The 24,394-nt window shown below is 63.2% G+C and carries 33 protein-coding genes; 5 read left to right on the top strand and 28 right to left on the bottom strand.

Annotation, left to right across the window (positions count from 1 at the left end; translation table 11 throughout):
* Positions 1 to 17: 17 nt before the first annotated feature.
* The 9 genes from PJ259_RS04485 to PJ259_RS04445 form a co-directional block, all read right to left on the bottom strand.
* On the bottom strand, positions 18 to 2,831 hold the full coding sequence (locus tag PJ259_RS04485) for a toprim domain-containing protein (protein ID WP_271654893.1): 2,814 nt from the start codon (positions 2,829 to 2,831) through the stop codon (positions 18 to 20).
* Positions 2,832 to 2,833: 2 nt separating this feature from the next.
* On the bottom strand, positions 2,834 to 3,052 hold the full coding sequence (locus PJ259_RS04480; RefSeq protein WP_271654892.1) for a hypothetical protein: 219 nt from the start codon (positions 3,050 to 3,052) through the stop codon (positions 2,834 to 2,836).
* On the bottom strand, positions 3,052 to 3,315 hold the full coding sequence (locus PJ259_RS04475; protein ID WP_271654891.1) for a hypothetical protein: 264 nt from the start codon (positions 3,313 to 3,315) through the stop codon (positions 3,052 to 3,054). The genes PJ259_RS04480 and PJ259_RS04475 overlap by 1 nt, the downstream gene beginning before the upstream one ends.
* Entirely contained in the window at positions 3,312 to 3,557 is a 246-nt protein-coding gene (locus PJ259_RS04470; protein WP_271654890.1) for a hypothetical protein, read from the bottom strand. Before PJ259_RS04470 ends, PJ259_RS04475 begins: the two co-directional genes overlap by 4 nt.
* 73 nt (positions 3,558 to 3,630) lie before the next feature.
* Positions 3,631 to 3,981, bottom strand: a complete 351-nt coding sequence (locus tag PJ259_RS04465) for a hypothetical protein (protein WP_271654889.1) — start codon at positions 3,979 to 3,981, stop codon at positions 3,631 to 3,633.
* Entirely contained in the window at positions 3,978 to 4,361 is a 384-nt protein-coding gene (locus PJ259_RS04460) for a hypothetical protein (RefSeq protein ID WP_271654888.1), read from the bottom strand. The genes PJ259_RS04465 and PJ259_RS04460 overlap by 4 nt, the downstream gene beginning before the upstream one ends.
* Before the next feature lie 102 nt (positions 4,362 to 4,463).
* Positions 4,464 to 5,042: a hypothetical protein gene (locus PJ259_RS04455; protein WP_271654887.1), complete on the bottom strand. Its 579-nt coding sequence runs from the start codon at positions 5,040 to 5,042 to the stop codon at positions 4,464 to 4,466.
* An 11-nt stretch (positions 5,043 to 5,053) separates the two neighbouring features.
* The gene (locus tag PJ259_RS04450; protein WP_271654886.1) at positions 5,054 to 5,536 is read right to left on the bottom strand and encodes a YmfL family putative regulatory protein; all 483 of its coding nucleotides are present in this window, start codon (positions 5,534 to 5,536) and stop codon (positions 5,054 to 5,056) included.
* Positions 5,533 to 5,781, bottom strand: coding sequence for a hypothetical protein (locus PJ259_RS04445; RefSeq protein WP_059314908.1), 249 nt, complete (start codon positions 5,779 to 5,781; stop codon positions 5,533 to 5,535). The genes PJ259_RS04450 and PJ259_RS04445 overlap by 4 nt, the downstream gene beginning before the upstream one ends.
* 81 nt (positions 5,782 to 5,862) lie before the next feature.
* On the opposite strand from PJ259_RS04445, the gene PJ259_RS04440 reads away from it, so the two are divergent.
* The 4 genes from PJ259_RS04440 to PJ259_RS04425 all read left to right on the top strand — a co-directional run bounded on the left by PJ259_RS04440 (position 5,863) and on the right by PJ259_RS04425 (position 8,895).
* Positions 5,863 to 6,213: a helix-turn-helix domain-containing protein gene (locus tag PJ259_RS04440; protein WP_271654885.1), complete on the top strand. Its 351-nt coding sequence runs from the start codon at positions 5,863 to 5,865 to the stop codon at positions 6,211 to 6,213.
* 492 nt (positions 6,214 to 6,705) lie between these two features.
* Positions 6,706 to 7,134 carry a hypothetical protein gene (locus PJ259_RS04435; RefSeq protein ID WP_271654884.1) on the top strand — a complete coding sequence of 143 codons (429 nt, stop codon included), beginning with the start codon at positions 6,706 to 6,708 and terminating at the stop codon, positions 7,132 to 7,134.
* A complete protein-coding gene (locus tag PJ259_RS04430; protein ID WP_271654883.1) occupies positions 7,131 to 8,393 on the top strand; it encodes a Y-family DNA polymerase in 1,263 nt (420 codons plus the stop codon). The genes PJ259_RS04435 and PJ259_RS04430 overlap by 4 nt, the downstream gene beginning before the upstream one ends.
* 145 nt (positions 8,394 to 8,538) lie before the next feature.
* Entirely contained in the window at positions 8,539 to 8,895 is a 357-nt protein-coding gene (locus PJ259_RS04425) for a response regulator (protein ID WP_271654882.1), read from the top strand.
* Here PJ259_RS04425 and PJ259_RS04420 read toward each other — a convergent pair.
* The 19 genes from PJ259_RS04420 to PJ259_RS04330 form a co-directional block, all read right to left on the bottom strand.
* Positions 8,888 to 9,157 (bottom strand): hypothetical protein, encoded by a 270-nt coding sequence (locus PJ259_RS04420; protein ID WP_271654881.1) that lies wholly within the window; start codon positions 9,155 to 9,157, stop codon positions 8,888 to 8,890. The two genes, PJ259_RS04425 and PJ259_RS04420, sit on opposite strands and share 8 nt — an antisense overlap.
* A 35-nt stretch (positions 9,158 to 9,192) precedes the next feature.
* Complete coding sequence (locus PJ259_RS04415) at positions 9,193 to 9,444, bottom strand: hypothetical protein (RefSeq protein ID WP_144958029.1); 252 nt, start codon at positions 9,442 to 9,444, stop codon at positions 9,193 to 9,195.
* A 90-nt stretch (positions 9,445 to 9,534) separates the two neighbouring features.
* A complete protein-coding gene (locus tag PJ259_RS04410; protein WP_271654880.1) occupies positions 9,535 to 9,813 on the bottom strand; it encodes a hypothetical protein in 279 nt (92 codons plus the stop codon).
* 10 nt (positions 9,814 to 9,823) lie between these two features.
* A complete protein-coding gene (locus PJ259_RS04405) occupies positions 9,824 to 10,231 on the bottom strand; it encodes a response regulator (protein WP_271654879.1) in 408 nt (135 codons plus the stop codon).
* A gap of 70 nt (positions 10,232 to 10,301) precedes the next feature.
* Positions 10,302 to 11,585 carry a phage late control D family protein gene (locus tag PJ259_RS04400; protein WP_271654878.1) on the bottom strand — a complete coding sequence of 428 codons (1,284 nt, stop codon included), beginning with the start codon at positions 11,583 to 11,585 and terminating at the stop codon, positions 10,302 to 10,304.
* The gene (locus PJ259_RS04395) at positions 11,582 to 12,025 is read right to left on the bottom strand and encodes a phage tail protein (protein ID WP_271654877.1); all 444 of its coding nucleotides are present in this window, start codon (positions 12,023 to 12,025) and stop codon (positions 11,582 to 11,584) included. Before PJ259_RS04395 ends, PJ259_RS04400 begins: the two co-directional genes overlap by 4 nt.
* 5 nt (positions 12,026 to 12,030) lie before the next feature.
* Entirely contained in the window at positions 12,031 to 14,628 is a 2,598-nt protein-coding gene (locus PJ259_RS04390) for a phage tail tape measure protein (RefSeq protein ID WP_271654876.1), read from the bottom strand.
* On the bottom strand, positions 14,618 to 14,737 hold the full coding sequence (locus PJ259_RS04385; protein WP_271654875.1) for a GpE family phage tail protein: 120 nt from the start codon (positions 14,735 to 14,737) through the stop codon (positions 14,618 to 14,620). The genes PJ259_RS04390 and PJ259_RS04385 overlap by 11 nt, the downstream gene beginning before the upstream one ends.
* Positions 14,738 to 14,745: 8 nt before the next feature.
* On the bottom strand, positions 14,746 to 15,051 hold the full coding sequence (locus PJ259_RS04380; protein ID WP_059314905.1) for a phage tail assembly protein: 306 nt from the start codon (positions 15,049 to 15,051) through the stop codon (positions 14,746 to 14,748).
* A gap of 63 nt (positions 15,052 to 15,114) precedes the next feature.
* Positions 15,115 to 15,630 (bottom strand): phage major tail tube protein, encoded by a 516-nt coding sequence (locus PJ259_RS04375; RefSeq protein ID WP_271654874.1) that lies wholly within the window; start codon positions 15,628 to 15,630, stop codon positions 15,115 to 15,117.
* A gap of 48 nt (positions 15,631 to 15,678) precedes the next feature.
* On the bottom strand, positions 15,679 to 16,845 hold the full coding sequence (locus tag PJ259_RS04370; protein WP_271654873.1) for a phage tail sheath protein: 1,167 nt from the start codon (positions 16,843 to 16,845) through the stop codon (positions 15,679 to 15,681).
* Between the two features lie 92 nt (positions 16,846 to 16,937).
* Entirely contained in the window at positions 16,938 to 17,882 is a 945-nt protein-coding gene (locus PJ259_RS04365) for a hypothetical protein (RefSeq protein WP_271654872.1), read from the bottom strand.
* 24 nt (positions 17,883 to 17,906) lie between these two features.
* Positions 17,907 to 18,341 (bottom strand): hypothetical protein, encoded by a 435-nt coding sequence (locus PJ259_RS04360; RefSeq protein ID WP_271654871.1) that lies wholly within the window; start codon positions 18,339 to 18,341, stop codon positions 17,907 to 17,909.
* Positions 18,338 to 18,862 carry a DUF4376 domain-containing protein gene (locus PJ259_RS04355; protein WP_271654870.1) on the bottom strand — a complete coding sequence of 175 codons (525 nt, stop codon included), beginning with the start codon at positions 18,860 to 18,862 and terminating at the stop codon, positions 18,338 to 18,340. The genes PJ259_RS04360 and PJ259_RS04355 overlap by 4 nt, the downstream gene beginning before the upstream one ends.
* 3 nt (positions 18,863 to 18,865) lie before the next feature.
* Positions 18,866 to 20,815 (bottom strand): phage tail protein, encoded by a 1,950-nt coding sequence (locus tag PJ259_RS04350; RefSeq protein ID WP_271654869.1) that lies wholly within the window; start codon positions 20,813 to 20,815, stop codon positions 18,866 to 18,868.
* Positions 20,812 to 21,426, bottom strand: coding sequence for a phage tail protein I (locus PJ259_RS04345; RefSeq protein ID WP_271654868.1), 615 nt, complete (start codon positions 21,424 to 21,426; stop codon positions 20,812 to 20,814). The genes PJ259_RS04350 and PJ259_RS04345 overlap by 4 nt, the downstream gene beginning before the upstream one ends.
* A gap of 3 nt (positions 21,427 to 21,429) precedes the next feature.
* Entirely contained in the window at positions 21,430 to 22,338 is a 909-nt protein-coding gene (locus PJ259_RS04340; protein ID WP_271654867.1) for a baseplate J/gp47 family protein, read from the bottom strand.
* Positions 22,335 to 22,679, bottom strand: coding sequence for a GPW/gp25 family protein (locus PJ259_RS04335; RefSeq protein WP_271654866.1), 345 nt, complete (start codon positions 22,677 to 22,679; stop codon positions 22,335 to 22,337). The genes PJ259_RS04340 and PJ259_RS04335 overlap by 4 nt, the downstream gene beginning before the upstream one ends.
* On the bottom strand, positions 22,676 to 23,266 hold the full coding sequence (locus tag PJ259_RS04330) for a phage baseplate assembly protein V (protein ID WP_271654865.1): 591 nt from the start codon (positions 23,264 to 23,266) through the stop codon (positions 22,676 to 22,678). Before PJ259_RS04330 ends, PJ259_RS04335 begins: the two co-directional genes overlap by 4 nt.
* 87 nt (positions 23,267 to 23,353) lie before the next feature.
* Between PJ259_RS04330 and PJ259_RS04325 the strand changes: the two genes are divergently transcribed.
* Complete coding sequence (locus tag PJ259_RS04325) at positions 23,354 to 24,142, top strand: hypothetical protein (protein ID WP_271654864.1); 789 nt, start codon at positions 23,354 to 23,356, stop codon at positions 24,140 to 24,142.
* Positions 24,143 to 24,394 lie beyond the last annotated feature (252 nt).

Below are 24,394 nucleotides of genomic sequence, written 5' to 3'. Positions count from 1 at the left end.
TGGGAAGTCGATGACGGTCATGCTGGGCCTGCCGGGTTGGCGAAGACCCAGCAGCGGACCTTGTCCGGGCGGGTGTCCAAGGGGTTGGCGCGCCGCTGGTTCTTACGGATCCGGCTGGTGATGACCTTGTTGTCCAGGTAGCGAAATTGGCGGCTGTCCTTGAGCAGCTCGCGCAGGGTGCTCAGGTCGGCCAGGCGCTGGCGGTGCTCAGCGGCGCGCTCGATGAATTCGTTGAGGTTGATAGCGATCGCGCGGTCGTCATCGCTGTGATTGACGACGGGGTCGCTGCTCATGGATTCGAGGTAGTCGTAGACCTGCCAGAACTCGGTCACGACAGGGTTATCCGCACTGATGGCCGCCTGGCGTTCCAGGGCGATGCGGACCATGGTGCGCTGGGTCTGGCGGACCATGTCCTCGGGGATAGCGACCACCAGGGCCAGGCAATCGAGCAGGGCAAGGAACATGGCGTGGTTCTTCACGATCCGCTCGATGCGCAGGTGGCCGACCAGGTCGCTCTGGCAGCTGCTGCAGCGATGGCTGTCGCCGGTCAGGCGGATGCCGCAGCAGAAGCAGGTTTCGCCTAGGCGGCGGAGCTTGGCTTCGTACTGCGGGAAGAGCTCGTGGAAGCGGGCCAGCACCTCGGATTCCTTGCGAGTGGCCAGCAGCAGGAAGTGGCTCAGGGCCTCGCCGTCCATGCGGCTCAGGGTGTCGGCCGCGGCGCGGCTCACGTCGGTCAGCACCGGGCGGGTGAAGTGCAACTTCACGATCCGGGTGAGGATGGCCTCGGAGGCGCTGACCGGGGCGTTCTGGCTGATGGCTATGGTGCCGCGGAAGGGCGGCTCGTAGGTCTCGTTGCCCGCCGTCTTCATGCCGCGGGTGCGCAGGGTGCCGCCGCCGAAGAAATCCTTCAGTTCGTCCCAGTCGAAGCTCTTGGCGTGGGCCTTCTCCGGGTCATTGCGATCGCCCTCGATCAGGACGATGGGCATGCCGGCGACCTGACCCATGGCGCGGCTGCGGCCGGCGGTGGATGACTTGGACGGGTCGAAGCCTTCGTAGCCGGCCCGGCCGAACAACTTCCAGAGGAAGGTCAGCAGCGTGGTCTTGCCGGCGCCGGCCTCGCCGGTGGCTTCAAGGAAGGGGAAGGACTGATAGCGCGCGCGGATCTGCTCGGCGAACAGCGAGCCGAACCAAAAGGTGAGGGCGGTCAGGCCGTTGGCGCCGAAGCAGGTCCAGAGCAGCGGCAGCCAGTCGCTGCGGTAGTCGCCGGCGGCGGGGTTGGGCTTGAGGCCGATGGTCTTCTGCAGGGTCTTGAGGCGCAGCTTGCCGAAGTCGAAGTAGTCCTCGTCGTTGACCTGGTGCAGTTGGCCCTCGCGCACTGCTAGGTCGCCGAAGACATAGCAGCCGTGCTCGCGGCTGTAGCCGACATAGTCCATGGTCTCCACGGTTTTCAGGCCGAAGAGCTGGTCCTTCATGATCTTGTCCAGCTGGGTGCCGCTGCCAGTGAAGACGGCGCCGGCGGCCATGCTGAGCAGGCGCTTCTTGAACTCGCTGGCGGCGGCGACCTGGGCGCCGGTGAAGGTGTTCTTCACCGGCGCGCCGTCGTGGGGAAACTCGACGCGGAAGTAGTACCAGGACTCGTCGGTGACCTCGTTGCGCTGGAAGTACAGCGCCTGGGGCGCGCAGTTGGCGATCTCTACCACGTTGCCGGCCAGGCGCATGGCCTTGTCGCGTTGCTGCTTGGTGGTCAGCTCGCGGTCTTCGTCGCGCTCGGACTCCTCGATGTGGGTGAGGGCCTTGTTGTACTTGTCCAGGTCGAGCTTGAACCAGTAGAGGCGGCTCTCGAAGGTGAAGTGGAATTCGTGGCGCTCACGCCATTCGTACATCAGCACCGCCTTCTCCGCGGCGGTGTCGGCCAGCAGCAGGGCGCCGTGGTAGCGGGCCTCCTTGAGGTCCTGGTCGCGGCGTTCCTCGCGCTTCGCCTGGTCCTGCTCGAAGGCCCAGCGCTGGTGCAGGTCGTTCCAGTCGACCTTGCGGGTGCCTGGTTGCGGGATCTGCGCGGCCTCGCACTTGAAGCCCAGCTCACGGGCCTGGCGCGCCCAGCGGCGGGTGTAGCGGTGGGCGCCGGGTTCGTTGTCCAGGGCCCAGACCAGTTTCGGCAGCTTGCCCTGTCGCGCGCTGGCCAGGTCCTTGAGTGACTGCTCAGGGAAGGCGTTGCTGCTCATGGCCGAGACGGCAGCGATGCCGTGATGGGTCAGGGCGATGGCGTCGAAGATGCCCTCGACGATCCACAGCTCCTGGGCCGTCTGCAGATCCAGGCTCGGTGGGCTCCACCAGACGCCGCGGTAGCTGGCCCCGGGCTGGAAGCGCGCCTTTTGTTTGCCGAAGCGCGCGGGGCGATCGATCAGCCGTTCCCAATAGCCGCCCTTGGCCAACGGGAAACGTACGGTGGCCGAACCGATGCCCTGGGCGCGGTCCCAATAGTTCTCCTGGCTGTACCAGCCCTTGATCAGGCTCAGGTCGAAGCCGCGGGCGAACTGGAGGTAACCATCGGCGCTGGCGGCCGGGGCGTCGCAGGTGGGCTTGAAGCGCTCGGACCAGTCCTCGAACAGGTCGCTGTAGAGCTCTTTGACGTGCCAGGTCTGGCCGCACTTCGACTCTCGGCCGCACTTGACCACCCAGGGCGTGCTGTAGCTGGTGAAGAGCTCAGCCTTGTGGCACGCCGGGCAGGTGCCCTTGCGCATATAGTCCGTGCCCCTGATATGGCGCAGGCCGAGGTCGCCCTCCAGACGCTGCAGCACGTCGGCGCGGAGCTGGTGATCCATCGCGTACATGCTCAGCACTCCGCCGTGCGGCCGGTACCGAGGTCGCGTACCAGGCGCAGGTCGCTGCCCTCATGGCGTTCGGCGTCGGTGGCCAGGATGTTCACGGCGCGGGCGAGCTCGCGCAGGTCGGCGGGGGTCCAGAAGTCTTCCTTGCCCAGGGCGCCGTCATTGGAAATGACCAGGGGCTGGCTGGCGTTGCGGTGGAGGGTGACGTCGAGTTGGCGGCGCATCAGTTGGTCTCCTCGACGCCGGCAGCGCTCAGGATCGCCTGGATGAAGCCGTTGATAGAGACCAAGTCGAGAACGGCGTGGATCATTACCGAATCGTCGACGTCAGGCAGATTCCATAGGTAGTGGGCAAGGATTGCGCTGAGTCGGGAGGCGTCGCGTGGATAGGCTGTCAGCTGCTGCAGACCGCCAAGCACCTGCGGATGTGTTTCGACAATCGCGCGTAGAGCGGGAGAGTGGTCCAGGATGATGGGGTGCAGGGTCACTGGGCTGCCTCCTGGTTGCTCAGCTGAGCGCGGATCTGGGCGGCGGTTTGGTGGGCGGCGAACATGGAGGGGAAGCGGCGCAGGATGGCGACGCGGCGCTTGGCGGTGTCCTCGATGCGGACGTAGCGCGGCTCGTTCCAGTGCTGGTTGACGGTGTAGTCGGCGCGGCCCTGGAGCCAGCGGGCGAAGGTTTCAGCAACGGCTGGCGGTAGCTCGATCTGGACGGGAAGGGTGTTCGGCATGGTGGTTCTCGCGGCAAAAAGGCGCAGTTCACCCATACCCACGCAAGGCGGGCATGGATCAGGCGGTCAGGGGTTAGCGGGTGGCGCGCTGGATGCCGGGGTCTTCGTCGATCAGCGCGTCGAAGATCTCCTGGACCGGGATGCGGTAGCGCAGGCCGGTGGCCGGGTTGACCAGGACGACGACGTCGCCGGTGCTGGCGTCGATGTCCAGGAAGCGATGGCCCTTGAGGGCTTCGAGCTGGTCATGGGCGCGGGCCACCAGGCGTTCGGCGGTGTGACGCTGGACGTCCATCGTCTGCAGGTGCTCGACGGTGCGATCAAACAGGGCCTGGCTGCGGTCCAGGTACTGGGGAGCATGACGCTGGAGGAAGGCGAGGGCGGCGGCCTGCATGGCGTCGAGGTAGTCGGCGGGATGGTGGGTCATGATGCGAGGTCCTCTCTTACGGAGTGCTGAAGGTCTTCCTGATCGGCTTCCAGCAGGTCCAGCTGCTGTTCACTCTTCTTCTTTGCGGCGAGATGTTGGTTGTAGCGATAGACGTGCGCCGCCATACGCACATAATCCTCGTTTTGCATCGGCAGCTGGGAGGGCGGAGAACCGGGCAGGCCGCTACGATTGGCGGCATGGGTTAGCTCGGTCCGGCCCCAGTAGCTTTGGCTGCACGGCACGAAGTCGCATTGGTACAGCTCGCGCCGCATGAAGATGTGTTCGAACCAACTGGTTCGGCAGATCAAGGGCGCGCCGCAGATCTCGCAGCGAAACCGCGTCTTCTTCGTCTTGCCAAAGAGCTTCCACAGAAACTGCATCGTGACTCCCGCCGCTCTGCGCGGCTCCGGCCTGGCCGGGTTCTGGCGCTCCGCGCCGACTGCTTGTCTGCCGCCCTGGCAAACATGGAATAGGTAGAACCGCTAGCTTCCTAGAGGGTGACCCTGGGGTGACGGCGCCGTGTCTGGCATGCTGGGCGCTTCATCCAACGCCAGGGTAAGCAGCTGATGAGCAGTCAAGGCATCAACGCGTACGAACTGTCCGTGCTTATCGACAAAGACCGCCCCCACGAACTCTCGGTAGTGCTGCGCAATCTGTACGCCAGCGGCTGTTTGCTGATCGCCCAGGGCCATGAGAAGGCTGGGCTGCGCGTGTGTGGTGATGTCCTGGCCATGCTGGATACGCGGGGCAAGGCCGATTACTTCAGGCGGTTGCGCCGGGCCCTCGTCGTCGATCCCATCGAAATCGGGCGTTCGGTCCGACCCTCGCACGAGCTGCTCGAGCTCCTGATCACCGACTCTTTGCGTCGAGAGCGTGATGCGACCTAACACCGGCCCCTCCACCGGCATGACCCGTTGACTCAGTTCGGAGGGATAGCCGGCGTCTCGTAGCGTTATTGGATGGCCATACTGCGCGAGGTGATGCCCGATGAGCTGGAGCAGGGTGGTCTTGCCTGCGCCGGGAACGCCGGAGATCTGGATGTGGATGTCGTAGCGGCTCATGGTCTGGTCCTTCAGGTGCGGGGAAGTGTTGAGGTCTTGAGGTGCAGCACGATCACCGCCGCGATTTCACCTTCACGAGCCGCCATATGAGCGCGGTGCGCATTGATGATGTTCACCACCTCCTGCTCATCGATGACGCCGTCTTCCAAGGCCTTGGCGATGATCTGATCGACGACCCCGCGCTTGGCCGAGGTATCGACTGCGCGCGCATAGAGATCCACGTTGTCGAGGTCGCTCACGTCGACGTGTTTGACGAAGTACCCGCCGTACTGGCCGGCTAGGTAGTCCACCAGGTGGGTGGTGCCGGTCTCCTGCTCCAGCAGGAGGATCTGCTGGTCATTGAGCGGGCGGCAGCCGGCGGTCTCGTAGGCGTGGTTGTCGAATTTCTTGAGCGGCAGGCCGAGGCGGGCGGCGGCGCACTCACGACCGCCCGGGTAGGCGCAGATCACGGCGCTGATGACCTGGCGACGGGTTTCTAGGGCAGGGCGTTTCATCTTCCAGTTTCTCCCTGGGCCAGTGGTCCGTACTGTTCTGCCTTAGCGGTGGCTACCTCTCCATCCTTGATGCCCAGCAGTACCGCAGCGCGGTGGGCCATGCCTCTTTTTCCTTTCTTCTTGCCTGCCAGTACCTGGTAGACGGTGAAAGCATCAAGGTCATGCTCGCGGCAAAAGTCCGCGATGCTCCTGCCCTCGCGCTCCAAGACCTCGCGTGCTTGTGCCGGCGTGCGTAGCGCTGTCATAGTTCAAATTCGTTCAAATGAGTTAAGTCAGGCGAACTGTATCACTCAAATGAGTTAAGTCAACAGGGTAAGTCTATTCAAATGAGTTCAATCGGCAGCCGGTTGAAGGAGGAGCGCGAGCGCCTCGGCATGTCTCAGGGGGTTTTCGGCGAAATCGGCGGCGTGAAGACAAACGCCCAGGTGAAGTATGAGAAGGATGAGCGGAGCCCTGACGCTCTATATCTGGAAGCGCTATCTCGCGCAGGTGTGGATGTGTCCTTCGTCATCACGGGACAACGCTTCACTGCCATCAGCGAAGCTTCTGTTGGGCCGCTAGAGGCGGAGATTCTTCTCTACGTCAGAGGTATGTCCGACTACAACAAAGAGTCGGTGCGGCGTATGGCTTTTGCCATGGCTGCGGCAGATGGCAGCCTAGATTCCGGCAAGCCCTGAAGGCCTTAAAAAGAAACGCAAAAGCCCAGCCCAGAGCTGGGCTTTTTGTTTCAAGCCGCTTTCGATAGTTGGCGAGCTGCATCACAAAATGTACTGTATTTGTATACAGTAACAAGGAGTGTGCAGTACCTATGGAACAGCTCAAGCAAGCCCCTTTCATGATCTCCGGACGACAATCGGTGCCTTCGACAGCCTGTGAATACGAGGCGCAACTGCTGGAGGCAGTGAGAGTGCTATCCCGGGATGATCAGCAACGGGTCTATTTGCTAGTGCTGGACCTGGCCCGGGTAAGCGGGCCACTTACGCGGAAGTGTTTAGCCTCTGTAGGAACCGAGGTCAGGATGGGGGCGAAGTGATCCGGATGAGGAGGGTGCTACAGCCGGCCTCAAGGCATTTCTTCCAAGGTCTGAGCTCCACTCGTCGCTTCGTCTGTTGACCTTTTTCTAACGCCGTCACCTATACTGTTTAAACGTACAGTATCAAGGTGCCACCATGGACACTTTCCAGACACGGGGTCGCAGACTCGCCCAGCTCGCGCTTTCTCAGGCGCGGTTGAAGATCACCGGCTTTCAGAGCCCGGCCGAGGATCATGCGCAGCTGCCGCTTTCGATCGATGAGGCGATTGGCTGGGGCGCGCCCAACCTCTGGCTCTGGCTGGTGAACAGCGAAGCCCTCGCGGGGTTGAGCATCCACCAGGGGGATGTCCTGGTCGTGGACCGTGCCGGCGATGTCGAGCCTGGGCGCGCGGTGATCGTGGTGGCCGACTGTGAGCACCGGCTCTGCACGGTGCTCACCAGCCAGGAGCGGCAGCAACTGCTGGCCACGATCGGGCGCGATGGCCATCCGCGGCCCCTCGACCTGATCGGCGAGGTCGAGCTATGGGGCGTGGTGGACTTCCTGATGCGGGACCTGCGGCCGTGAGCGTCTACGCGTTGATCGACTGCAACTCCTTCTACTGCAGCTGCGAGCGGCTGTTTCGGCCCGAGCTGAAAGGTCGACCGGTGGTGGTGCTGTCGAACAACGATGGATGCGTGATCGCCCGAAGCCGTGAGGCAAAGGCCCTGGGCATCGGCATGGGCGTACCGTACTTCCAGAACCGGGCCTTCCTGCGGCAGCACAATGTGGCCGTCTTTAGCTCCAACTACGAGCTCTATGCCGACGTGTCGAATAGGGTGATGCGGACCATCCAGGGGATGGTGCCGGACCTGGAGGTGTATTCGATCGACGAATGCTGGGCGGACCTCACTGGCATGCCTGGCGACCTTGAGGCGCTCGGCCGGGAGATCCAGGCGCGGGTGCACCGCTGGGTGGGCATCCCGGTCGGCGTCGGGATCTCGACCACCAAGACGCTGGCGAAGCTGGCCCAGTGGGCGGGCAAGACCTGGCGCGCCACCGGCGGGGTGGTGGATCTCACCGATTCGCTTCGGCAGGGGCGCCTACTGCCGCTGGCGCAGGTGGGTGATGTATGGGGCGTGGGCCGCAAGCTGACCACTCGCCTGCAGGGGCTCGGCATCACCACCGCCCAGGACCTGGCTCGTGCGGATCTGCGGGTGGTGCGCAAGGAATTCTCCCGCGTCCTGGAGCGGACAGCGCGGGAGCTGCGCGGCGAGCAGTGGATGCGCCTGCACGAGGCGCCGCCGTTGAAGAAGGAGATCATCAGCTCGCGGATGTTCGGCCACCGGGTGTACCGCCTGGAGCCGCTGCGCGAAGCCATGGCCACCTACGTGACCCGGGCGGCCGAGAAGCTGCGTGAACAGGGCTCGCTGTGCTCCACGCTGCTGGTGAGCGTCCAGACCGGCCAGCACGAGCCCGAGGACCGCCGCTACTACCGCAGCCTGGGCATCCAGCTCGCGCACCCGACCGACGATACCCGCATTCTGGTGCAGGCCGCCCTGGCTGGGATAGACCCGATCTATCGCGAGGGCTATGCCTACTCGAAGTGCGCGGTGGTGCTGGGCAGCATCGTGCAAACGGACGAGTTCACGCCGGATCTCTTCGCCCCGGTCGGGCAGGGGCGGCCGAGCGAGCTGATGCAGGTGGTGGACCGGATCAATGCCCGGTACGGGCGGACGGCGCTGCATGTGGGGCGGGTGCCCGCTGATCCCGGGTGGCAGATGCGGCGAGAGTTGCTGTCGCGCGGGTATACGACGCGGTGGGGGGAGTTGCCGCGGGCGGTGTAGCCGCTATACCAGGCCTATACGAAGCGGCCGCTTTTCAGCTGCATTTGAGCTAAAAGTTATACAAGCAGCGTTTCATCGTACAACCGGGATAATATCGCTTCGTTTGAGGATCAGCTGATATCTGAACGATCCTGGAAGCAGTCAAATGAAAGGTAAAGTATTGATTGCCGAGGATGAGTCAGCACTGGTGGAGATGCTGAGTGAGGTCTTTGAAGACGCTGGTTTCGAAGTAGTAGCCTTCGATACCGCCGATATAGCCTGCGCCCAGCTTGATGAGCATATTGCAGAGCTGAGCCTACTTTTCACTGACGTCAAAATGCCGGGCGAGAAGACGGGATTGGATCTGGTATTTGCCGCCAGGAAGGTCCGTCCGGACTTGCCGATCGTGGTGTCGTCTGGCTATTTCGAGGGGACCGAGCAGCAGATTTCGCAAGTGACCTTGCTGCCGAAGCCGTGGACCTTGGGAAAGCTGATGAAGGCGTGTGGCTTAGACCCTAGCTAGTACCCAATTGGGCTTGGCTGCACAGCTGCATCATCGTCTGACCTGGGGCGCGATAACGGTGGAGCAGATCTCGCCACTCCTTCCCTTGGACCCCCACTGATTTCGCTGCACTGACAGCGAAAGTCTGGTGCACCAGGTCATTGAGCTGGTCCCAATCGATCAGGGTGTCGTCCAGTTGCTGACGGGCCTGCCACATCTCCTTCGCCATGAGACAGACATCGCGAAGGATCTCGCCGTCGCTTGCACGATTAGCGTAGGTCATAGGTAGATCACCGGTTAGAGACCGGCTCAAATGGCCTAGTCGTCAGGATAAATCTGGTCTGCCGTAATCGCTGGGTGGCATCCCAATTCTCGAATTTCGTTCACCGCATCTCTGATCACGGTGTAGAGCAATTCGGTGTTGCTGACCAAGGCCTGGCTCAAGCTTCTCGTCACGCGAGCGGGGCGGGCTGGATCAATTAGCGTAAAAACAATTACGTCGCCCTGGGACTCGATTTCGTGTTTGAGGGGCGGGTTGAGAGCTCTGAGTTGTTGCGCGAGTGATTCCACGTGGGCCTCCTAGGCTGATCCATTTGAGGGGATTAGGCAAGGAGAGTTCGCGAGCCATTGGGCTGCAGGCCTTGTGCTTGGTAATGCGCTTCACGTCTTGGTAGGAAGCTCGCACGGGAGGACGGTGAAGGTCGCCTTCGTACGATTCAGGGTTAGGCAGTCCCCCACAAGGCTGCCAATGACGATGTCTGTGTTTAGTAGGTAGAGAACGCTACCCCGGATGTCGCCCATGGCCTGTTGGAGATCCAGCTTTCCGTGGCGGAAGAGGAAAAGCTTTCCCTCCTTCAGAAGGCTGGTCGGGGCTGCCGTGTCGTCGCTGGGTATGACGACGTAGGTAGCGTTCGAATCGAACAGAAAGGTATCGCCCATAACCAAAACGTTACCGCACGGCCGAACTAGGGGCAGGTCCCAGGTCCCGATCAGGCAGGTATGCCATGATCGTGCTCTCGAGTTTTTGGTAGTCCCACGGCTTACTGAGGAAGCCCACCTTGGCGCCCAGCTTGAATTGGTCTGCGCCGGGGTAGCCCGACGTGACCAAGATGGGGATCGTGGGCCAGCGCTGAGACGCAAGGTTGGCCAGATCTAGCCCACTGAAACGGCCAGGTGTCATCACGTCGGTGATGATCATGTCAAAGGTGCCGGGGGAGGCTGACAGGTACTCGATGCCTGCGTCTGCGGTCTCGAACTCAATTACTGAGGCACCAAGTTCAGCAAGTAACTCGCTTAGGAGTTCACGTATCAGCGACTCGTCCTCGATCAGGAGGACTAACGGTTTGATGTGGGTCATGACATCTTGATGCATGGATTTGAAAAGTCAGCATATTGCCAGCATCCGACCGCGTTCTGCCGAGTTCGGTTCAGCCACTCATCTGCCCTACCCAACCCTGCATCATTTTCCTCCACTCTCTCTCCACCGCCCGCTTCGCCGTCGCCTTGGTCGCATACAGGTGCCGCAGCCGTCGTGGCTTGCTTTGGTTCCCCGCGGTGAGCGTGTGCTCCTTGCCGGTCTTCGGATCGCGGTAGTAGGCGATGATGCCGGTGTAGTCGCCCTGGATCTCGTCGGCCAGGTCGGCTACCAGGTCCTCCGGCAGCTTGGCTTCCAGCTCGAGGCGCGTGGTGTAGCCGCCGTCCGCGGTGAGGCTGTGCTGCACGTTCCCTCCGTACCAGATGATGGCGTCGATCTCAGCCTTCACGCCCTGCAGGGTGTAGGTAAGCTCGGGCATGAGCTCAGGCCGGCCCAGGGCGAGCTGGTAGGTGAGGGTGGCGGTGCCGCGCTGTAGGCGGTTCCATTCGGCCCGGGCGGCGCGCAGCGCGGAGAGCTCATCGGTGTAGGTGTGGCGCAGGTCCTTCACGTTCTCGCCGCCGCCAGCGATGGCCTCCTGCTTCTTGGCGCTGTTGACGTCGTAGTAGAAGGCCCGCACGGCGTCGTAGCTCTCGCGATCGGCCTGCAGGTAGCTGTGCTGGTCGCCGTCCTGGCGGGTGAGGGTGACGTGGCCCATATCGGCGCCGCTGACCGACTTGCCGCCGCCGGCCGGCAGGAACAGCAGCCGGCCCGCTTTCACGGTGGCCACCGCGTCGTAGTCCTCGCCCAAGCGGGTCAGCAGGTTGGCGTCCGATTCCCCTGTCTGGTCCAGCTGCAGGACCTGCTGCGCCTCGAGGTCGGGCGCGATGAGCGGGGTGAGGCCCTGGCGCGCGGCCAGGACGCGCAGCACGGCGCCCAGGGTGGTGGCGCTGTAGCTCTGGTCCCGCTTGGTCTTGAGGCCCTTGCGCAGGTCGGCGCTGCGGGCGCGGATGCTGAGCACGTCGGGGGCCCCGCTGTGCTCGGTCTCGTCGACGACATAGCTGCCTTTGTCGATCAGGCCGGTGGTGGACCAGCCCAGCCAGAGGCGAATCTTGGCGCCCTGGGGCGGGATGGCCAGCAGGCCGTCGTGGTCGGACAGCACCAGGCTCAGCTGGTCGGCCTCGAGGCCGCGGTTGTCCGTCAGGTCCAGGCTGATCAGCCGTGGCGCGATGAGGGCGCTGATGTCCTTGCCGTCGACCAGGATCTGGTAGCGCGCCTGGGCATAGGTAGCACCCTGCACCAGGTCGCGGCCGAGGGTGCGCAGCTGGCCAGTGGCGGTGTCGAGCAGCTCCTGGATCACAGCAGCTTCCTCAGCAGGCTGCCCATGCCGGCCAGGCCGGCGCCGAGCAGCTCGCGGCCGGTGTCGTCGTCGACGCGCTTGAGCGCGATGCTGAACTCGATGCGGCGCGGGGTGCCGTCCTGGAAGAAGAGCGTCTTGGTCTCGGTGATGCTCTCGATGACCCAGAGGCCGTAGATCCGCCCGCTGCCCTCGATCAGCGGCCAGGCGCCGCCGGTACCGGCCATGTAGCGCAGGACGTCCAGGCTGCTGGGCGTGCCGGCAAGCTCCGGGGCGAGCCAGCCGGGCATGGTGATGCTGTCGTCGCCCTTGCCCAGGAACTGGCGCGCCGGCGCGGCGCCCACGCGAGAGCTGCTGGCGTGGCGGTAGTCGGTCTGCCGCTGGAGCTCCTGGTAGGCGAGGGTGTAGAGGCTGAAGATGAAATTGCCGAGGGCCATCATCATGGTGATCAGCTCCTGTCTCTGAGGCTGCTGCGGCCGCGGGCGGCCTTCTGGCTCTCGATGCGGGCCAGGGCGGCTTGGACCTCGCGGGCGATCGCTTGGGCATCCGTACCGGCACCCGCGTTGATGGTGATGTGGTAGACGTTGCCGCCTGCCGGTGCCGCAGGCGCTGCAGCGGACATCGCGGGTCGGTCGTCGAAGGTGATGCCGTTGGCCAGCGCGGGAGTGGCGGCGGTACCGACGCCCAAGGCGACCGCGCCAGCGCTGGCGATGCGTTTGGCGGTATCAGCGATCTGGGCCAGCGGACTGCCTTCCCCCTTGCCTAGGCCGATGGCCAGGCCCTGCATGGTGAACTCGCCGAGGGAGGCGAAGACGCGGGAGGGCGAGTGGATGTCGAGCTTCTCCTTGAAGAAGTTGATCGCGCTCTCGCCGGCGCCCATAACGGCGTTCTTCACCGCGCCCAGGCCGCTGGTGATGCCGTTGACCAGACCCTGCATCATCATGCCGCCGAGGTCGGTGAATTTGGCCGGGAGCTCGACGCCGAAGTAGGTCATCACCGCCGCGAAGGCGCGGTAGAAGAGACCGATCGGGGAGAAGTCCAGGATCAGCTTGGCTATCCCAGCAATACCACCCGTGGCTCCCGTCTTCATCTCCTCCCATAACCCTCTGAACCACGGGCCAACAGTGCTCCAGTTGGTGTAGAGCAAGGCGCCGGCGGTGACCAGGCCAAAGATGATGGCAGCGATGGGGTTGGCCATTACCGCGGCCCCAAGCAGGCGGAAGCCGGCAGCCACCAGGGGCAGGGTGGTCTTGCCAAGGTTGAACAGCAGGCCGATGAGGCTTGGCAGGCGGATGCCAACCTGGGCGAGCATGAAGCGCAGCGCGAGGAAGGGGCCGAGCACACCGGCGACGCCTAGGGCGACGGTACCGAAGGCGATCGAGACGGCAGACAGTACCGCGGCCACCTTGACCAGGTTGCCGGCGAGGACCGGATTCTCGCGGGCCCAGGCGCCGGTTTTGCCGGCGAGGTCACCCAGCCAAGTGATGATTTTCTTGAGCTGGGGGGCAATGGCGGCGCCGAATTCTGACTGGGCGTTGGTGAAGGCGCCCGTCGCGGCCTCCCAAGTGTTGGAGAGGGTGCCCAATTGCTCATTGACGCGCATCTGCAGGTCGGCCTGGGCCTTCATCTTGCCCTGGACTTCCTGGTAGCCGGTCAGACCCTTGGACATCATGGTATTGAGCGCGGTGAGGGTCTCGGAGTCGTCGCCGAAGATCTGTTTCAGCACGCCCAGGCGGGTCTCGGTGTTGAGCCCCTTGAGCTTGTCCAGCTGGGCGTAGAGTTTCTCCATGCCACCGAATTCACCCTTGCCGTCGGTGAAGTCCAGTGTGATGCCCTTGTCCTTGAGGCCTTTGTTGGCCTTGCCGACTTTGTCGGTGTCCATGCCCATCTGGAAGATCTTGCGCAGGGCGTTGCCGGCAGCGCCGCCCTCCATACCGGTCTGATCGAGCTGGATCAGCAGGGGGGCGAGGGCGTTGGCCGCCTCGAGGCCTTCCTTCTTGATAATGTCCAGCGCCGGGCTGATCTTGCTGAAGCCCTCGAGCATGTTGTTGGAGTCGACGCCCAGGTAGAAGCCGCGCTGGATAGTGTCCATCAGCCCCATGAGGTCCTTCTCGCTGGTGCGGGTGGCGTCCTGCATCTTGGCGGCAAACTCTGCGGCCTCGGTGACCGGCATCTTGAGCTGGACGCCCAGGTACGCCGCGGCTTCGCCCATGCCGCCGAGGATGGTCTTGGCTGACATCCCCTGGCGCACCAGCATGGTCATCATTTCTTGGAATTCGGCTGTGGTACCGGGCAGGCGATCACCCAGGCGCGTGGCCAGGTCGGAGATCTCCTTGAATTCCTTGGGGGCGGTGCCGTCGCTCAGCATCAGTGAGGCACGCAGCTGGGTGGCGGCGTCCTCGGCCGGGGCGAAGGCTTTGATCATGCCCAGCACCGGGCCGCCGATTGCAGCGCCGGTGGCGGCCGAACTGGCGCCGGCCATGGCGGCGTTGCCAGCGAGCTCCTGGCCGCGCTTGAGCTTGTTGCGTGCGCTGGCCAGCTTCTCCTGGGTGCGATTGAGGCGCTCGAGCTTGCCCCGTTGGGTGTCTATCGCGGCATTGGCGCTGGTGAGCTGCGCCTGCAGCCGCGCCTGGGCGCCGCCGAGGTCGCGGGTATCTATGCCACTGGTGCGCATGATGGGCAGCAGGCGCTGCAGCTCGGTGCGCTGGGCGGTGTGCTTGGCCTGCAGTTTGTCGACGGCAGCGGCTGCGTTGGCGAAGGTCTTCTGGAAGGCAGTGGACGGGGCGTCCATGGCCTTGAGCTGCTCGCGGTAGGCGCGCAGCTTCTCCTGGCCCTTGGCCAGGGCCTCGGCGCTCTGGCGCACGGCCTCACGCTGGCGCTGGTAGCCGCTGATGTCTTGCTGCTGCTGGTTGAGCTCCTTCACGCGATCGCGCGCCTCTTTCAAGGCGCGGGCGGTGGCGGAGCTGCCCCCGGCAATCCGTTTGAGCGGGGCCGTGACCTTGTCCAGGGCGGACAGGAGGACGCGGATCTGCAGGTCATTGGCCATCGGGGGCAACTCGTTTGCGGGCGCGCTCGCGCCAGTCCATCAGTTCATCAAGGCCCAGCGCGTCGAGCTGGGCCGGTTGCCAGTGGAAGGTGATGGCCAGATCCGCCATCGCATCCTCTACGTGGCGGGGTAGAGCGCCGCCTTGTCGGACTTCTTCAGCAAAAAACCAGCGATCTTCCCGCCCACGTCGACCAGGTCGGCCGGATCCATAGCGCGCAGCTCCGCCTCGGTGAGGGTGGGCTGGCTGATACGTGGGGTCACGCGGACAATAGCGTTGACGTCCAGCTGCAGCAGGTCGGACAGGGTGATACCGCGCAGCTCACCGGCATTGGGCTTGCGCAGGGTGATCTGCTCGATGGTGGTCTCGCCGCGGACGATCGGCTGGTCCAGGACGACGACGTTCTCGGGGGTGGTGGTGCTCATGGTGGTACTCCAGGTAATAGGCTAGGGCTTGCCCGCCGGAGCGGGCCGAGAAAGGGGGAGGGATCAGATGCCGAGGGCGGCGCGCTGCTTGGCCAGGCGATCCTCGCCACCGACGTTCTCGACGAAGGCCAGGAGGTCGATCTCGATAACGGTTTGTCCGTCCACGATCAGCTTGTAGTAGCTGCAGGTGGTAGTGATCTTGTGCTCGGTGTCTTCACCCGGCGTGGCCTCGCCCATTTCGATGGTTTCGTGGCGGCCGCGGACGACGATCTCGACCGCGCTGACGTCGCCGGTGTCGTCCTGCTGGTAGGCGCCGGCGAAGCGCAGGGGCACGGCAGCGGCGCCCACGGCGCCGAATTGCTTTAGGGCAACGAGATCCAGGCCCCCGAGGGTCCATTCCAGCTGGATGCCGTCATCGGAGAGGCCGAGGTCGGCCTTGACCGGACCGTTCATGCCGGCGCCGCGGAAGGCTTCCATCTTGCGGCCCAAGGGCGGCAGGGTGCAGCCCTTGGCGATGCCGAGGTAGCTGTTGCCATCGTTGAAGAGGTTGAGGTTCTTGAGTTTGCGAGGCATGGCCATGGGGGCAGCTCTCCAGAGGGCGCACCAGGGGGCGCCGAGTGATCAGGGTCAGGCGTTCACGCGGGTGGCGAAGTCAGCCAGGAAGCGGTCGGTGATGCGCTGGCGCAGGGTCAGGTCTTCCAGCGGCGGGACGGGGGTGTAGTCGTAGTCCAGGAAGAGCTTGCCGGCCTTGAGCGAATCCTTCTCGTTGGCGTCCGGGTCGTACCAGCACTCGCCGCCCAGCAGGTAGCCCTGGCGGGTCAGTTCGCGGAATTTGGCGTTGATGCCCTCGACCAGGTCGCGCACCAGGCTCGGGTGCATCGGCTTGTCCACGGCCCAGAAATGCGCCTCGGCCATGGTGTCGGCCAGCACCTGGGCGGTGCGGGTGTAGTTCTCGAAGGCGAAGAGCGGATCCTCGCTGCAGGTGCGCGAGCCCCAGAAGCGGTAGCCGTCGTGGTTGATCAGCGTGGTCACTTCGTTGCTGTTGAGGTAGTCGCTGTCGGTGGCGGTGTCCTGCAGATCCCAGAAGACATCCTTGCTGATGCCGGTGACGCCTTCGACGGTGGCGTTGGACAGGGTCTTGTGCCAGCCGATGTCGCGGTCCAGCTGGGCACGCAGGCCCAGGGCCCGAGCGGTGGCGTTGACGGTAACGGTCTTGTTCTCGCGGGTGGACCAGGCCAGGAATTCCGGCCAGTGCAGCATGAGTTCGCGGGCGCCAAATTGGTTGCGGTAGGCGACCGCCTCTTCCTTGGTGGCGCAGCCGTTGCAGTTGGCGTAGACGAAGCCACGCAGCTGTTTGGCAATGGCCACCAGGGCGTTGGTGACGGGCTGGGTGTCCAGGCCGGGCACGCCAAGGATGCGCGGCACTACGCCGAGCTGCGCCTTGGCCGCCAGCAGGGCTTTCATGCCGGTGTATTTGCCCGCAGTGACGCCACCGATGATGTTCGAGGTGGTCTCGGCTGCGTCCTTGCCTTCCTCGACCCGGACGACAACGGTCATGGGCTTGGCCTGGTCGGCGATGGCCTGCAACGAGGCCGCGAGCGTTCCCTTGCTGCCGGCCTTGCCGACCGAGCCTTGGACATTGGTCAGCAGGACCGGGGTGTTGAGAGGGAAGGCTGTGGCATCGGCATCGCTGCCGGTGCAGACCATGCCAACGATGGCGGTTGAAACGGTGGAGATGGAACGCGTGCCCTGATTGATCTCTTGGACTCGCGTGCCGTGGTGGTAGTCAGCCATGGGGGAAAGCCTGCGCAGGTGGGTAGGTGACGCTGCACAGGCTGGCGGATTTGCGCACGAGGGGCGCGGGGCGGGAGTTGTAGCGGGCGCTGCTACAAAACGAGCTGGCGTTGCTTACGACGAAGCTTGCCGATTCGCCCTGATTTACGGGCTTGGCGGATGACAATACTAAGCCTCGACATGGGCTCAGTAAGAATCCGGATGCACCAGTACACACGGGCGGCTGTTCTTAATCTGAGTCGCGGGATTTTTGCCTCATGGATTTCCATTGCTTCGTTGATGAAGGCAAACAAAGTTTTGTCGCTCAGGTAGTCATCATCAATGGTCTCCAGGATGGAGATTCCAGAATTTCGTAGGCCATTCCAAATGGTCGGAATTAGCATTGCGAAAGCTGCGAACGGTATCAATCCATAGTTGAGCGCGATATAGAACATGGTTTTCAGCAGGTCAATAATCTGCGGAAGAGACTGGAAGTGGTCAGTCTCTTGAGTGAGGGCTACGATGAAAGTAACTGCGGCGCCTACGATGATGCTTAAGAGTGTCAGAGAGTTTGCTGAGGATGGTGGTCTGAAGAGCGCCCTGGTCTGCACTCCACGGGAAAGCCGGACCTGCCTCAATACCGACCTTCTCCAGCTCCATTGCTCCATAATTTCGTCGATCAGGGATTTAATATTGGTATTCCCGAATTCAGAGCAGAGAAGCATTTCGTCTCTTAGCCTTTCTCTTTTGGCTGCGGTTCGAAATGAGTGTGTGGGAGCGTGCGGGTGAAACGCTGAGTCTTTGGCCAGTTTCCTGAGAAGCTCAAGCTGAAGAAACCCTGGAACAAAAAGCAGCTCGAGTAATAAAACCCAAAACGGTAAAAGTGTGTATGTGTCGCTTTTCCAGTAAATCCGATCCAAAGCATATATTCCTAATGCCGCTAGAATTGCTGCCATAAAAATAACAATCAGGCGAAAAATTAAGGTGTCTGCCAGTAAAAATGCGCGAGGCTTCCGTCGCTCGTTGTAATTTTTTATATGGTGAATGTAGTTGCGCAAGTGAAACCCCTGAAACTGTGCTTTCTAGAATTCTGTAATCCCCAATCTTAATGCCCAATGCACAGCTTCGGCCAATTGCCCGGGGCTGTAGCGCTGCGGCTGCTCCAGGTCCACCACCTTGGCGCAGAACTCCGAACAGAACCAGCGCGACCGGCTCTGGATGCCGGCCTGCAGGATCTGGGTGCCGAGGATGCCCAGCCAGTCGTAGCCGGCGCCGGCTTCCTGCTCGAGCAGCTGCTCGACGTGAGCAGCTGGGAGCCAGGGCAGGGGGAGGAAGTCCCAGACCGCTGGATCCGGCTCGATCACCTTGGCGCGCACGCCGCCGTCCCGGGGCGAGCTGCTGACGAAGCGCCCGTCCGGCAGCACAAGTTCACAGTGTGAGTAGGGGCTGCGGGTCCAGGCTCGGATGAGGCGGTCGTAGGTGTCGCCCGGCGCCTTGTACAGGGCCAGGCGGATCACTGCGGCGGCGTCCAGGTGATGGCCTCGACCTCGGCCAGCGTCTTGGCCTTGGCCAGCTGCTCCTCGAGCTGGATCTTCTGGGCGATGCAGGCATTGATGGCGTCCTTGCCATCGGTGCCTACCCGCTGGATCTGGGCAGCGGTGTGCGGGCGATAGGCCCAGGTGCCAGCGGCGTCCTGACACCAGAAGGGGGTAGTCCAGTCCTCGGCCAGGCCGGGGAAGAGTGATGCCAGGACCGACGCCTGCAGGTTGCTCTGGTCCGATGCCTTGGACGGGTAGCGGTACGCAGCACCCAGCGCCGAGGAGACGAAGCCCTCCAGGATCGTGGCCGCACAGCCGGCTTCCAGCTCGGCCAGCACGAGGGTGCGAGCGTCGTCCAGGGACGGGATGGGCGGCGCAAAGGTGCCACCTGAGTAGGTCCAGCCCGGCTGGACGGTCTGCCCCTGCGGCACGTCGATGCCTTCGGCTGCATCGCCCAGGACGAAGCCCACCACCTTGTTGCTTTCGATTAGTGCGCGCATGGCTTAGGCCTCCCAGCGAACGCGAGCGTTGATTTTGCCCGGGCCGGGGTTGCCGGTCGGAATATAGGCGGCGATGTAGACGCGGCCGGCGTAGCGGTCGCTGTAGCCCCCTGTGGGGATGCTGTCCGGGCCGGTGTTATCGGCCGCAATGGTGTAGTCCGATTTGCTGTTGTCGTCGTAATCGGCAAAGGAGGCAACTGTGGCCTTGGGCGATCGCGCCCAATTGAGCGTGAGGGAGTAGCTGCCGCTGGCCCCTACCCAATAGGCCGCTGCCTCCAGCTTCGCCTTGTTTGCGAGGGCGATCACGGTGGGCGCAGAGCCTGCGGCGCCAGTCACGACCTTGGCCAGCAGCACGTCCAGAACAGTGGAGTCATAGCCAGCAGGCTGACCCGCTTGGGTCTTGAGGCTTTGCGGTGCCGAATCGGTGTCGCTACCGGTGGAGATGTAAGGTGTCAGAGCACCATTCTGGATGTTGGCCCGCAGGAAATAGGTCTTGTTCTCCGCCAGTGCATCGCTGTTCCAGGCCGGCGTCGCCAGGGTTCGTACCCGCGCGGTATTGCCGGGCAGCTCCTCGCCCAAGGCGATCTTGACGCCGCTGGGAATGGAGACGCGGCCACCATTGCCAGAGACGACCGTAGCCGTCACCGCGATCCGGCCATCATGGGTGTCCACAGTGGGAAAGGGCAGTGCAGCATAGGGTAGGCCCTCTGGGTTGCCGCTGGTGAAGACCTCGACCCAGCTGCTCCAAGTGGTCGCACTAGCGGCCGCGCTGATGAAGATCCGAGTGCCGGTGCGGAATTCGCGGATGACGGTCGATAGCCCGGAGTTATCAGCCCATTGGGCATGGACCGTAAGAGCGCCGTAGACGGTGCCTGTCCCCAGTGCCGGGATGGCCAGCGCACGGTTGCCATCGGTGGCGCCATTGGCGAAGCCATGCGCGGTCCCGCGGCCATAGAACGAAGAGGGCGCCCCGGTAATGCTGACGCCGCTCACCTCACGCCAGTCCACATGGCGGCCGATGCCGTAGGCTTGCGGACCGTCGACGATGCCATAGCCGGCGATAGTGGTCGGGTTGGTCCCGCCGATCACGCGGCCGCGACGGTCGACAGTCACGCTGCGATAGGTTCCGGCGGCGCCAACGATGCCGCCGACCATCTCGAACGCCAACGTCGTTTCGCCCAGGGTGATAGCGCCGTCGGTGACCAGCTGCCAGAGACTATCGCCGTTGGTGTTGCCTACCTCGACGGGTATCAGCATGCCAGGCGTCACTTCCAATGAGGCGTTGGCATCGGCCGCCCTCGGCCAGGCGCCGGCCGCGACGACATAGATGCCGTTGGCCGCGCCGGCCGCCTGGTCCTTGACCAGGATTCGGTCGCCTACGACCAAGGCGATGCCGTCAACGCTTGGGGTGCCGTTGAGGGCTATCGGCCCGACAGTAGCCACGCGCACGCTTTGTTTGCTGTCCAGGGTGTTGATGGCCGCGGTGATGGCCTCGTCAACGTATTGCCGGGTGGCCAGGATGACGGCCGGATCTATCTTGAGCTCCACAGCGATGGTGCTTGTGACGACCAGGACCATGCGCAGCACCTGGGTGCGGCCGGAGCCCTCGGCCAACTGCGGTTTGTAACTGGGAGGGGTGTTGGCCACGGCGATCAGATTGCCATCCACGTCATACAGGCCCATCTCGCGGATCCAGTTGCCGCCGGTGGCTTCGGGGATCACCAGCTCGGCAATGATCTGGCTGGTGTTGCTCGGATCCACCTTGAGGGTATTGAGGCCGGCGCGGTACCACTCGCCGACTAGGGCCGTTTGAGTGCGGTTGGGCGTGGGAACCGCGCCGCCGCCGTCGCCTACGGCCATCTTGGCGATCTTGAGGGTGGTGTTGAGCGCCGCGGCGTTGGCGAGCTTGGCCTCGCCAATGGCAGTGAGGATGGCGTAGTAGGTCTGGCTCATGGGTAGATGCTCAGGGTGTCGATGCTATGGGTGCCTCCGGCGCCCAGCAGGGCTCTGCCGCTGACGACGATGGCTTCGGGTTGGTAGGCGTAGACGGTGAGGATTTCGCCCTCATAGGCGGCCAGGCGCGGGCCGACCGGGCCGCGGGCTTCGAGGCTGATGGCCAGCCCCAGGAGGTGGCGGCTGACCGGCTTGGCGTCGTCGATCAGGAGCGACAAGGCGTCGTACATGGATTCGGTGATGCCGGTATCCAAGACGCCGATGTCCAGGCGGAAGGTGCCAGGCGTGCCGGTCGGGTTTTCCTGCCACCACTCGCGGACGCGGATCAGATAGCCAAGCGGCTCGACCACCCGGCGCAGGGCGCCGATGGTCCCTTTGTGGGCGTGGACGAAGTAGGCCGACTTGATGACCTGCCGTTTGGTGGCCTCGCTCCAGCTGCTGTCCCAGCGATCGACCGAGCGGGCCCAGGCCAGATAGGGCAGCAGGGCCACTGGGCAGCGATCGGGGTCGCCCAGGTCACGTAACGGGACCGGCACGTCGCCGATGCTGGCCAGCGCCTCGGCGGCCAGGCGCTCCAGGCGCGTGCTGTTGGGTGGGAGCAGTGCGGTCATGCCTCAACTCCCTACGGTGACGCTGGTAGCGGTGCAGTAGGCCGCCTGGGCTTCGGTAGGGGTGATGTCCTGCCAGCCGACCAGCTCGACCCAGGCCACGCCGGCGACGTGGAGGGCGGCATCGATGCCGGAGCGCGGGATTCGTACGCCCAGGCGACGGCGCTGGTTGACGTAGGTGGTGAGGTTCGCCTTGGCGGTGGCCAGGATGACCTCGGCCTCGGCGCCGGTGTTAGCCAAGTGCAGGATCGCCGTTACCTGGTAGCGCAGGATCTGCGCCGATTGCACGGTGAGACGATCGCCCACCGGCCGGACGTCTTCGTCGTTGAGGGCCTTGCTGACCGTGGCCAGCAGCTCGGCCGAGGCGGTGCCGTCGCCGGTTAGGGCCTGGACCGTAACGGTCACGGCGGCCGGGCTCGGGCTGGTGGCGCTAGCATCGGCCACCAGCCCGCTGGCGTTGCGGGCGTGCAGGATATAAGCGTTGCGTGGGCCGGCGACGCTCAAGCCTTCCCAGGCCATCTGGACGCGCTCTCGCAGGGCGTCGTCCGTTTCCATCACGGCCGCGGTTGGCGGCACGGCACTGGGGTTGGCCGGAGTGACCACCAGCTTGGTGAGGTTGACGCCGGCGGCGATCTGCTCGAGGTCGGTCCCAGTGGCCTTGGCCAGCATGGTAGCGAGGGCCGCCTCATTCACACGCTGGCGGAGCAGCAGCTCGCGATAGACGTTCTCCTGCAGCAGCTTTGTCAGCGGCTCGGATTCAAGCTCCAGGCGCGCGGCGATAGCGGCCTGCTCGGCGACGGGCCAGAGGCTGACCATCTTGGCCTTGCGCGCGGCAAGCAGGGTCTCGAAGTCGAGCGCCTCGACGACGGCCGGATCTGGTAATTGGCTGAGGTCGATCGGGGTAAAGGTAGTCACCGGGTGCCTCCCAGGGCGAGCGGAGCCCGCAGGCTGACGGCGGTGTTGGTCACGGTGCTGTAGCCCTCGAGGTCAACGAAGGCCTGGCCGGGCGCGTCGCCCAGCTCCAGGGCGATGCGGGTGAGGTTGATACGTGGCTCCCAGCGCAGCAGGGCGATCACAATGACCGCCTTGGCCTGCAGGGCGAGGGCGCCGTTGAGGGGCTGATCGATCAGGCTGAACAGATCACAGCCGTAGTCCCGGCGCATCAGGCGGCTGCCGATGGGTGTGGTGAGGATGTCGACCACGGACTGCTGCAGGTGCTCGAGGTCGGTTAGGCTCAAGCCGGTGGCGCGGTTCATGCCGGCGCTCCGGTCTGGGCGCCGCCGGTCTGCACGCCGCCGTGCTTGTGCTTGACCAGGCTGATGCCGGAGGCGACGACGTCTTCGCTGACGGTCACCTTGCCGGTGACGGTCTGGTTGCCGGTCTGGGTGTAGTCGCCCTGGTGGTTGATCGGCCCGATGATGTTGATGCCGCCGGTGCTGGTCAGGTCGGTGACGCCGCCCTCGGGCAGGATGGCGCGCAGGCGATGGGCCTCGCTGTCGTACTCGACGACGGCGCCGTCTGGGTAGGTCCTGCGGTGCAGGCCGGCGCGATCGCCGTTGGCTGGAATGAGGGCGCTGAACAGGCCGGTGATGGCGATGCCCTGGGCGGTCTGGCCGCTGGGGCTCAGGACCAGGACCTGCTCGCCCACGGTGGGCGGATCCCAGTCGCGGGTGGTGCCGGCGCGCAGGGCGGTCCAGGGCAGCCAACCGGTCAGCAGCTCGCCGCTCTGCACCCGAACACGGGCAGGGCGTTTGTTTTGGAGACTGCCATGGTCGACCTCGGCGATGGTGCCGAGGCGGATCAGGTTCTCGATGAGGCGGGAGAGGGCGGCGATGTCTGTCATGCCGCGGAGGATGCCAGCGATCAAAATCTGGCACAGTAAGCCATTCCTGTAGCTACAAACGCTACAAAATGAACTTTGGAGTAGCTAATGGAAATCGTGCATTACGCTGAAAATGTTTATTTCCAGTTCTATCGCAAATCAGAAGAGGTTGATTATTTTCTAAAGCTGGCAATAGAGAATAGCGACGCTTATTCCGATGCGCCCTGCCCGAAGGATAACAAATTCTTCGATGTGATGCAGTTTTCATTCTCAGCTTTCTTAAATGCAATATCATCATGCTGGGAAATATCGAAACTGTCTATACAGCTGCATTGCTCCATTAATTCGATTGATCCAAGTGCTATGCTGCCGTACGAGAATAAACTATTAGAGGATCAGCACGCCTTCGACGGCTATTTTTCACCTACCAGTGAGCATAGCCACTTTTGGTTTGGGTTTATGAAGTCCGCCAGAAATGCTAGTGCGCATGATGGTACTTACAGTGCATTTGGTGGAAATACAGAGCTCTTTATGTTTCCCTCTAAGCTGTACAGGTACGATTACAATCGTAGGAAAAATGTATTTCAACTGGTTGAGAGTGATGTGCCCGGGATAAGTGTGACTGCCTCAATGCTCGCTATTGCTTATAAGTTGCTCCCGCTATTTGAGAGCAAGCTAATAAAGCCCGAGCTGACTGGTGAGGATCAGGTAAAAAAAGCAAAGCATGATTTGTCTTCAGTTACGCGCATGATGCAGGGCGTTCCATTGGAGGCTCTGGAGTGGTTGTTATTGCAAATGATTGAGCAGCAAGCATCAAACAAAGCGCTTAACCTTGGTGATAAGATCGGAAGATGGGAGAAAGCGTTTAAAGATCGATTTATATGGGTTTCATCTTGAACTGAATGGAAGGGCGGTTTCATGAGGCATGAATTGTTCGGGGGTGCAGGGCGGCCAGCCGGTCCTACCATGATCCACCTCTGCACTAATGCCAAGGCGGATTTGGTTTTCGATGTAGCGGGAGAAGGCGGCAAAGATCGGTGGTCTCGCGAGGATGTAGTGGGCGCCCGTACGCATCGCGTTAAGATTTTAGATGTGCAGGCTTGAGTTTTGAAAGCTTAGTCTTGGAAAGCCGTGATAGTGGCTAGCTTA

Origin of the sequence: Pseudomonas sp. JBR1, from assembly GCF_028198185.1 — a bacterium.
GTDB lineage: Bacteria > Pseudomonadota > Gammaproteobacteria > Pseudomonadales > Pseudomonadaceae > Chryseomonas > Chryseomonas oryzihabitans_E.
Note: the sequence above shows the minus strand (reverse complement) of the source record. Positions and strands in the feature narration are given on the sequence as shown.